The 6069-nt window shown below is 57.7% G+C and carries 5 protein-coding genes; all 5 read left to right on the forward strand.

The window, feature by feature from the left end; translation table 11 throughout:
• Nucleotides 1–11: 11 nt before the first annotated feature.
• Complete coding sequence (locus tag JAO32_RS18525) at nucleotides 12–2375, forward strand: LssY C-terminal domain-containing protein (RefSeq protein WP_334243159.1); 2364 nt, start codon at nucleotides 12–14, stop codon at nucleotides 2373–2375.
• Nucleotides 2376–2607: 232 nt separating this feature from the next.
• Nucleotides 2608–2991: a 30S ribosomal protein S12 gene (gene rpsL / locus JAO32_RS18530; protein WP_047497934.1), complete on the forward strand. Its 384-nt coding sequence runs from the start codon at nucleotides 2608–2610 to the stop codon at nucleotides 2989–2991.
• 88 nt (nucleotides 2992–3079) lie between these two features.
• Nucleotides 3080–3553 carry a 30S ribosomal protein S7 gene (gene rpsG, locus JAO32_RS18535; RefSeq protein WP_047497937.1) on the forward strand — a complete coding sequence of 158 codons (474 nt, stop codon included), beginning with the start codon at nucleotides 3080–3082 and terminating at the stop codon, nucleotides 3551–3553.
• A gap of 162 nt (nucleotides 3554–3715) precedes the next feature.
• Nucleotides 3716–5809 carry an elongation factor G gene (fusA, locus tag JAO32_RS18540; RefSeq protein ID WP_334243164.1) on the forward strand — a complete coding sequence of 698 codons (2094 nt, stop codon included), beginning with the start codon at nucleotides 3716–3718 and terminating at the stop codon, nucleotides 5807–5809.
• Between the two features lie 147 nt (nucleotides 5810–5956).
• Nucleotides 5957–6069: GTP-binding protein (locus tag JAO32_RS18545; RefSeq protein WP_334242911.1), on the forward strand; the 113-nt coding region annotated here is incomplete at its 3' end.

Raw genomic sequence — 6069 nt, forward strand, 5'->3', positions numbered from 1 at the left:
GGAGCAGAGCAGTGAGAACGCTCGTGTTTGCGGTTCGCCGCGTGATGGAATTGGGCGCTTTGGCGCTGTTGTGCAATGGTTCGGTGGCACAGGTGGTGCTGCCAGAAAAGACTCCGCTGGAGATTCGGCTGACGGAACGTGTGGCCACGCATACGTCAAAGGAAGGCTCGCCGGTGCGTGCGATTCTTGCCGCCCCGGTTTTACAAGGCGATAAGGTGGTGCTGCCATTGGGCAGCAAAGTTGAGGGCCGCGTCGTTCATTTGAATAGCGTGGGGCTTGGCCTGAAACATGAGACTTCATCCATCGGTTTGGCGATGGAGCGGATTATCTTGCCCGATGGCACGGTGCTGCCGATTACTGCGAAGGTGGCGCAGATTGAGAATTCGCGCGAGGTAGTGCAGAAGGATGGACGCATCTCTGGTGTGCGATCGACCTCGACGCTAAGTCATCGTGCGTCTGGCGCTGTGGGCACGTTGGCGTTCAGCAATCCCGTGGCGCTGGTGTTTACAACGGCTTCCTCCGCTTCGTTGTTGCGATTTTCTGATCCTGAGATTTCGCTTCCGGCAAATGCGGAGTTAATTCTCCTAACTACTACTCCTCTACAAGTGGGCGTCGGCGCTGAGCCGGGAATTGCAGCGGTTGCGGAGGATGAGGCGGCCACGACGAAGTTGCAGGCGATGATTCGCAAGCAGCCGTTCCGCACCATGACGTCACCGAAGCCAGTGCCGTCGGACATGACGAACCTTATGTTGATCGGCAAGGCGGATGCGATTCAACGGGCCTTCGACGCCGCTGGATGGATGCAGGTGGATGATCTGACAGCGACGTCGACCTATCAAACAATCCGCTCCATCTCCGAGCAGGACGCGTATCACCGGGCCCCGATGTCACTGCTGACATTGGATGGCAAGAAGCCAACGTACGCATTAGCGAAGACGTTGGATACCTTCTCCAAACGGCATCATCTGCGCGTGTTTTCGACGAACGATCAATGGGACGGCGAGCAGGTCTGGCTTTCTTCGTCGACGCAGGATATTGGCATTGGATTTTCTGCGGACCAGAAGACGTTCATCCACCAGATCGATCACAACATTGATCACGAACGCACGAAAGTGGTGAACGATCTGATGCTGACCGGTTGCGTGACTGGATTGAACCTGGTCGCAAGGCCGTGGCTGCCGGAGCATCCGAAGAACGGTACCGGTGAAGAGATTGTTACGGATGGCCGGATCGCCGTGATCAGGCTGAATGATTGCGCAACTCCACTCAACGTTCCTGCTAAGGACCAGACGGCAGAGATTCCCGTTCATCCCAATGTCGCCACCAAGGCTACGCGCCAGACGACGTTGACCTTGCGGAACATGGTGCTGCGCGACAACCTTGCGGTGACCGCGTACGGCGGAGTGAAGCAGGGGTTGGGGTTGAAGCATCCCAAGCCTCCCGAACAGCCCATTCCGACGGAATCCGTGATCGATATGGATCGGTATGCCATCGGGCACTCAGAGTCTGAGGCGCGTGAGGCGAGCACGGAAGTCCCCACCAAGCCGGATTTTTCTGCCGGCACCGTTGCGAAGACGAAATCGGGTCTGCCGCGCTACACGGTGGAACTCGGAATTCATAGTGGATATGCGGGGTATGCTGGCGGCAACGGTGGCTCAGTGGGCTATCTGTTCTTGCCGGATGACATCATTAACGATCCCGTTTACATCCTGGCTCTGGGCAATGAGCATTTGAATGGGTGGAATCTTGGCGGATCGGTGACACTGAACACGCGGGAACACCTGTCGCACGAGTTCACGTTTGACTACAACCGAACCGGATTTCAGTTGCAGTTTGCGGATCTAAACCTGGCCAGCGGACCGGATGAGACCGATCCGACAACGGAATCACAGTTTGGATTTGATGAGGCCACCCTCTCCACGACAGAGTTCGGGTACAACCTGCAGTACCACCTGAAGCGGCGCGATTCGCGCTGGCGGCCGTACGTGTTTGCCGGGCCTTCGCTGCGGTTGATGCACATGACAGACGCGCCTATCACCAAGGCGTCTCCATGGTTCAAGCTTGGACTGAGCACGGTGGGTATCCTGACCGCCGCGTGGAAATACGGCACCACGCCGCCTCTGGAAGGCGGCGGCGTCTTCCAGGTGGGCCTGCAGTACGGCGGCGGCGTGAAGTATCGGGTGTCGCGGCGGTTGCTGGTACGGGCGGACTATAAGGAGACGTTGACCGGACAGCCGGATTTCTGGTCAAAGTCGAAGAATGACATCTTCGAGCCGAACGAGCTGCCGGGCTACACCCTGACGGTACTTGGCCCTTTTAAGGAGGGGGCAATGCGTCAGCAGCGGGTGACGATGGGCGTTTCCTTTGTCTTCTAGCCGGTGCGGGCGTCGGAATCATTGACGCCCGGTATCGTTCTTGGTACAGTGGAAGGGTTCTAAGGTTTCCTACCCGTGGTGCGTCTTGACGTGCCTGTGGTGGGAGGAGTTCGCAAGTGCGTCTGAGGTTTGGGTGCGCGGCGTCTCGTCAAGGAAAGCCCATCGCCTCGCCGGCGACTGGTGCAGAGACCCAAAGTTCAGCAACCAAGATACGAAGTTTCAGGGAGTTATCGTGCCTACGTTTCATCAGCTTGTAAAAAAGGGCCGCAAGGCGCCGAACTATAAGACGGCTAGCCCGGCACTGCAGGGATCCCCGCAGCGCCGTGGTGTGTGCACCCGTGTGTACACCCAAACGCCGAAGAAGCCGAACTCGGCGCTCCGTAAGGTAGCGCGTGTTCGTTTGACCAACGGAATCGAAGTGACTTCGTACATTCCGGGTGAAGGCCACAACCTGCAGGAGCACTCGATTGTGCTGATCCGCGGTGGCCGTGTGAAGGATCTGCCGGGTGTGCGTTACCACATCGTTCGCGGCACGCTGGATAGCGTGGGCGTGGCGAAGCGTACGCAGAGCCGCTCGAAGTACGGCGCAAAGCGTCCGAAGCAGGCAGCAAAGTAATTAACGACCTGTCCTGAAAATGGACGGGCCCAAGCCCAGGTTGCTTGAGAAGTCTACGGCGCTGGGGGAAGAAGAAAGAAGAGAAACGATGCCACGTAAAGGTCATATTGCAAAGCGCGAGGTAGCTCCGGATCCGGTATACGGTTCCACCCTCGTAACAAAGTTTGTCAACAGCATGATGTGGGGCGGCAAGAAGTCGACTGCGCAGAAGATTTTCTACGCAAGCATGACGGGTCTGGAAGCCAAGGGCGGCGGCGATGACGCTCTTACCCTGTTCAAGAAGGCTGTTGAGAACGTGAAGCCCCTGCTGGAAGTGAAGAGCCGCCGTGTTGGCGGTGCGAACTACCAGGTGCCGATTGAAGTTAACCCCGAGCGCCGCACCTCCCTGGCGATCCGCTGGTTGGTTAGCTACGCACGTTCGCGTGGCGAGAAGGGCATGGTCGACAAGATGACGGCCGAGTTGCTCGACGCTGCGAATGGCCGTGGAGCGGCCATGAAGAAGAAGGAAGACGTACACCGTATGGCTGAGGCGAACCGTGCCTTTGCTCACTACCGCTGGTAGTTACGTCATGGCACTTACGTCTTTCGTGAGCTGCTACAACGCTGTAACACACATGTACTAACTTGGGACCCAGATTCAGGAGTAAGTCAGGCGGGCTGGCTTACTCCTGAAGCTGCGAAGGGCAGCGGAAGCCAATACGTTCCGCAGAAGAGATAAAACACCGTGGCACGCACAATTGCTCTGAATAAATGCCGCAACATCGGCATCATGGCTCACATCGACGCCGGTAAGACGACGACCACTGAGCGCATTCTGTTCTACACCGGCGTAAACCACCGTATTGGCGAAGTGCACGAAGGCACGGCCACGATGGACTGGATGGAGCAGGAGCAGGAACGCGGCATCACGATCACCTCGGCTGCCACGACCTGCATGTGGAACGGCAACCGCATCAACATCATTGACACCCCTGGCCACGTGGACTTCACGGCTGAAGTAGAGCGCTCGCTGCGCGTGCTCGACGGCGCTGTGGCTTGCTTCGACGCTGTTGCCGGTGTGCAGCCCCAGTCGGAAACGGTTTGGCGTCAGGCTACCAAGTACAAGGTTCCCCGTATCTGCTTCATCAACAAGATGGACAAGAACGGTGGCGACGCTGAGTACGCAACCGGCACCATCCGTGAGCGCCTTGGCGCGAACGCCATCATGCTGCAGCTTGCGATTGGCGCAGAGGCGAAGTTCGCCGGTGTGATCGACCTCGTTGAGATGCGCGCCATCCTGTGGCACGACGAGACCATGGGTGCGAAGTACTCCGTGGAAGAGATTCCGGCTGATCTGCTGGACAAGGCAAAGGAATTCCGCCAGCACCTGATCGAAGCTGTTGCTGACAGCGACGACGCGCTGATGGAGAAGTATCTGGAAGGCGAAGAGCCGACGGTTGCCGAACTGAAGTCGGCTATCCGTAAGGCAACGATCGGCATGAAGATCTTCCCCGTGCTGATGGGTTCGTCGTTCAAGAACAAGGGCGTGCAGACGCTGCTGGATGCCGTTATCGACTTCCTGCCCAGCCCGCTGGACATTCCGCCGATGGTAGGCCACGATCCGGACGATCCAGAAAAGGAACTCATCCGTCGCCCAGACGACAACGAGCCGTTTGCTGCTCTGGGCTTCAAGATCATGACCGATCCTTTCGTCGGTCAGCTGATCTTCATTCGTAACTACTCGGGCACGCTGAAGACGGGCGACTCGGTTCTGAACCCGCGTACACGCAAGACGGAGCGCATTGGCCGTCTGCTGAAGATGCACGCGAACAAGCGCGAAGAAATCACGGAGATTCTGGCCGGCGATATCTGCGCTGCTGTGGGTCTGAAGAATCTCGTTACCGGCGACACCATCTGCACGGAGAAGGCACCGATCGTTCTGGAGTCCATCGACTTCCCGAACCCGGTGATCGAAGTTGCTGTGGAGCCGAAGACGAAGGCTGACCAGGAAAAGATGGGCCTTGCGCTGGCGAAGCTGGCACAGGAAGATCCCACGTTCCGCGTTCGTACGGACCAGACCAACGGTCAGACGATCATCGCCGGCATGGGCGAGCTTCACCTGGAAATCATCGTTGACCGCATGATGCGTGAGCACAAGGTGGAAGCGAACGTTGGTAAGCCGCAGGTGAACTACCGCGAGACCATCAAGTCCAGCTCGGAAGCGGAAGGCAAGTACATCCGTCAGTCGGGTGGTTCGGGTAACTACGGCCACGCGAAGATCCGCATCGAGCCGAACGAGACCGGTAAGGGCTACGAGTTCTCGAACGACACCAAGGGCGGCGCGATTCCGAAGGAATACATCAAGCCGATTGACCAGGGAATCCAGGAAGCGATGGCTGGTGGTGTGCTCGCGGGCTACGAGATGGTGGACATCAAGGTGAGCCTGTATGACGGTTCGTACCACGATGTTGACTCGAACGAAATGGCGTTCAAGATCGCCGGTTCCATGGCGTTCAAGGAAGCTGCCCGCAAGGCGAAGCCAGTTCTGCTGGAGCCTGTAATGGCTGTCGAAGTGACCGTTCCCGAAGACTACATGGGAACCGTTATCGGCGACCTGAACTCGCGTCGTGGCCGCATTGAAGGCATGGAAATGGTGGGCGGTGTACAGGCGATCAAGGCGACTGTTCCTCTCTCGACCATGTTCGGTTACGCCACCAACCTGCGTGGCAGCACGCAGGGCCGCGGTAACTTCTCGATGGAGTTCAAGCAGTACGAGGAAACCCCGCGTGCTGTGAGCGAAGAGATCATCGCGAAGACGCAGGGCAAGGAAGCGAAGTAGCTTTTGGCTATTAGCTTTTAGCTGTTCGCAAGTTCTGAGGAGGCCGGGCTTTATGCCCGGCTTTCGCAGCGTAGGGTTTACGAGGCATTCACCTCGGTGTAGTAAATTTCAAGCTTTGCCCGCAGGGCATAAGGGAGCAAGAGAGCAATGGCGAAGGAAAAATTTGACCGTAGCAAACCGCACGTAAACGTAGGCACGATTGGTCACATCGATCACGGCAAGACGACGTTGACGGCGGCGATCACGAAGGTGTTGTCGAA

Origin of the sequence: Terriglobus sp. ADX1, assembly GCF_036877645.1 — a bacterium.
Taxonomy (GTDB): domain Bacteria; phylum Acidobacteriota; class Terriglobia; order Terriglobales; family Acidobacteriaceae; genus Terriglobus.

Coding starts and splice junctions, on each gene's coding strand:
- rpsG (WP_047497937.1), top strand. CDS start 3,080: ATGCCACGTAAAGGTCATATTGCAAAGCGCGAGGTAGCTCCGGATCCG.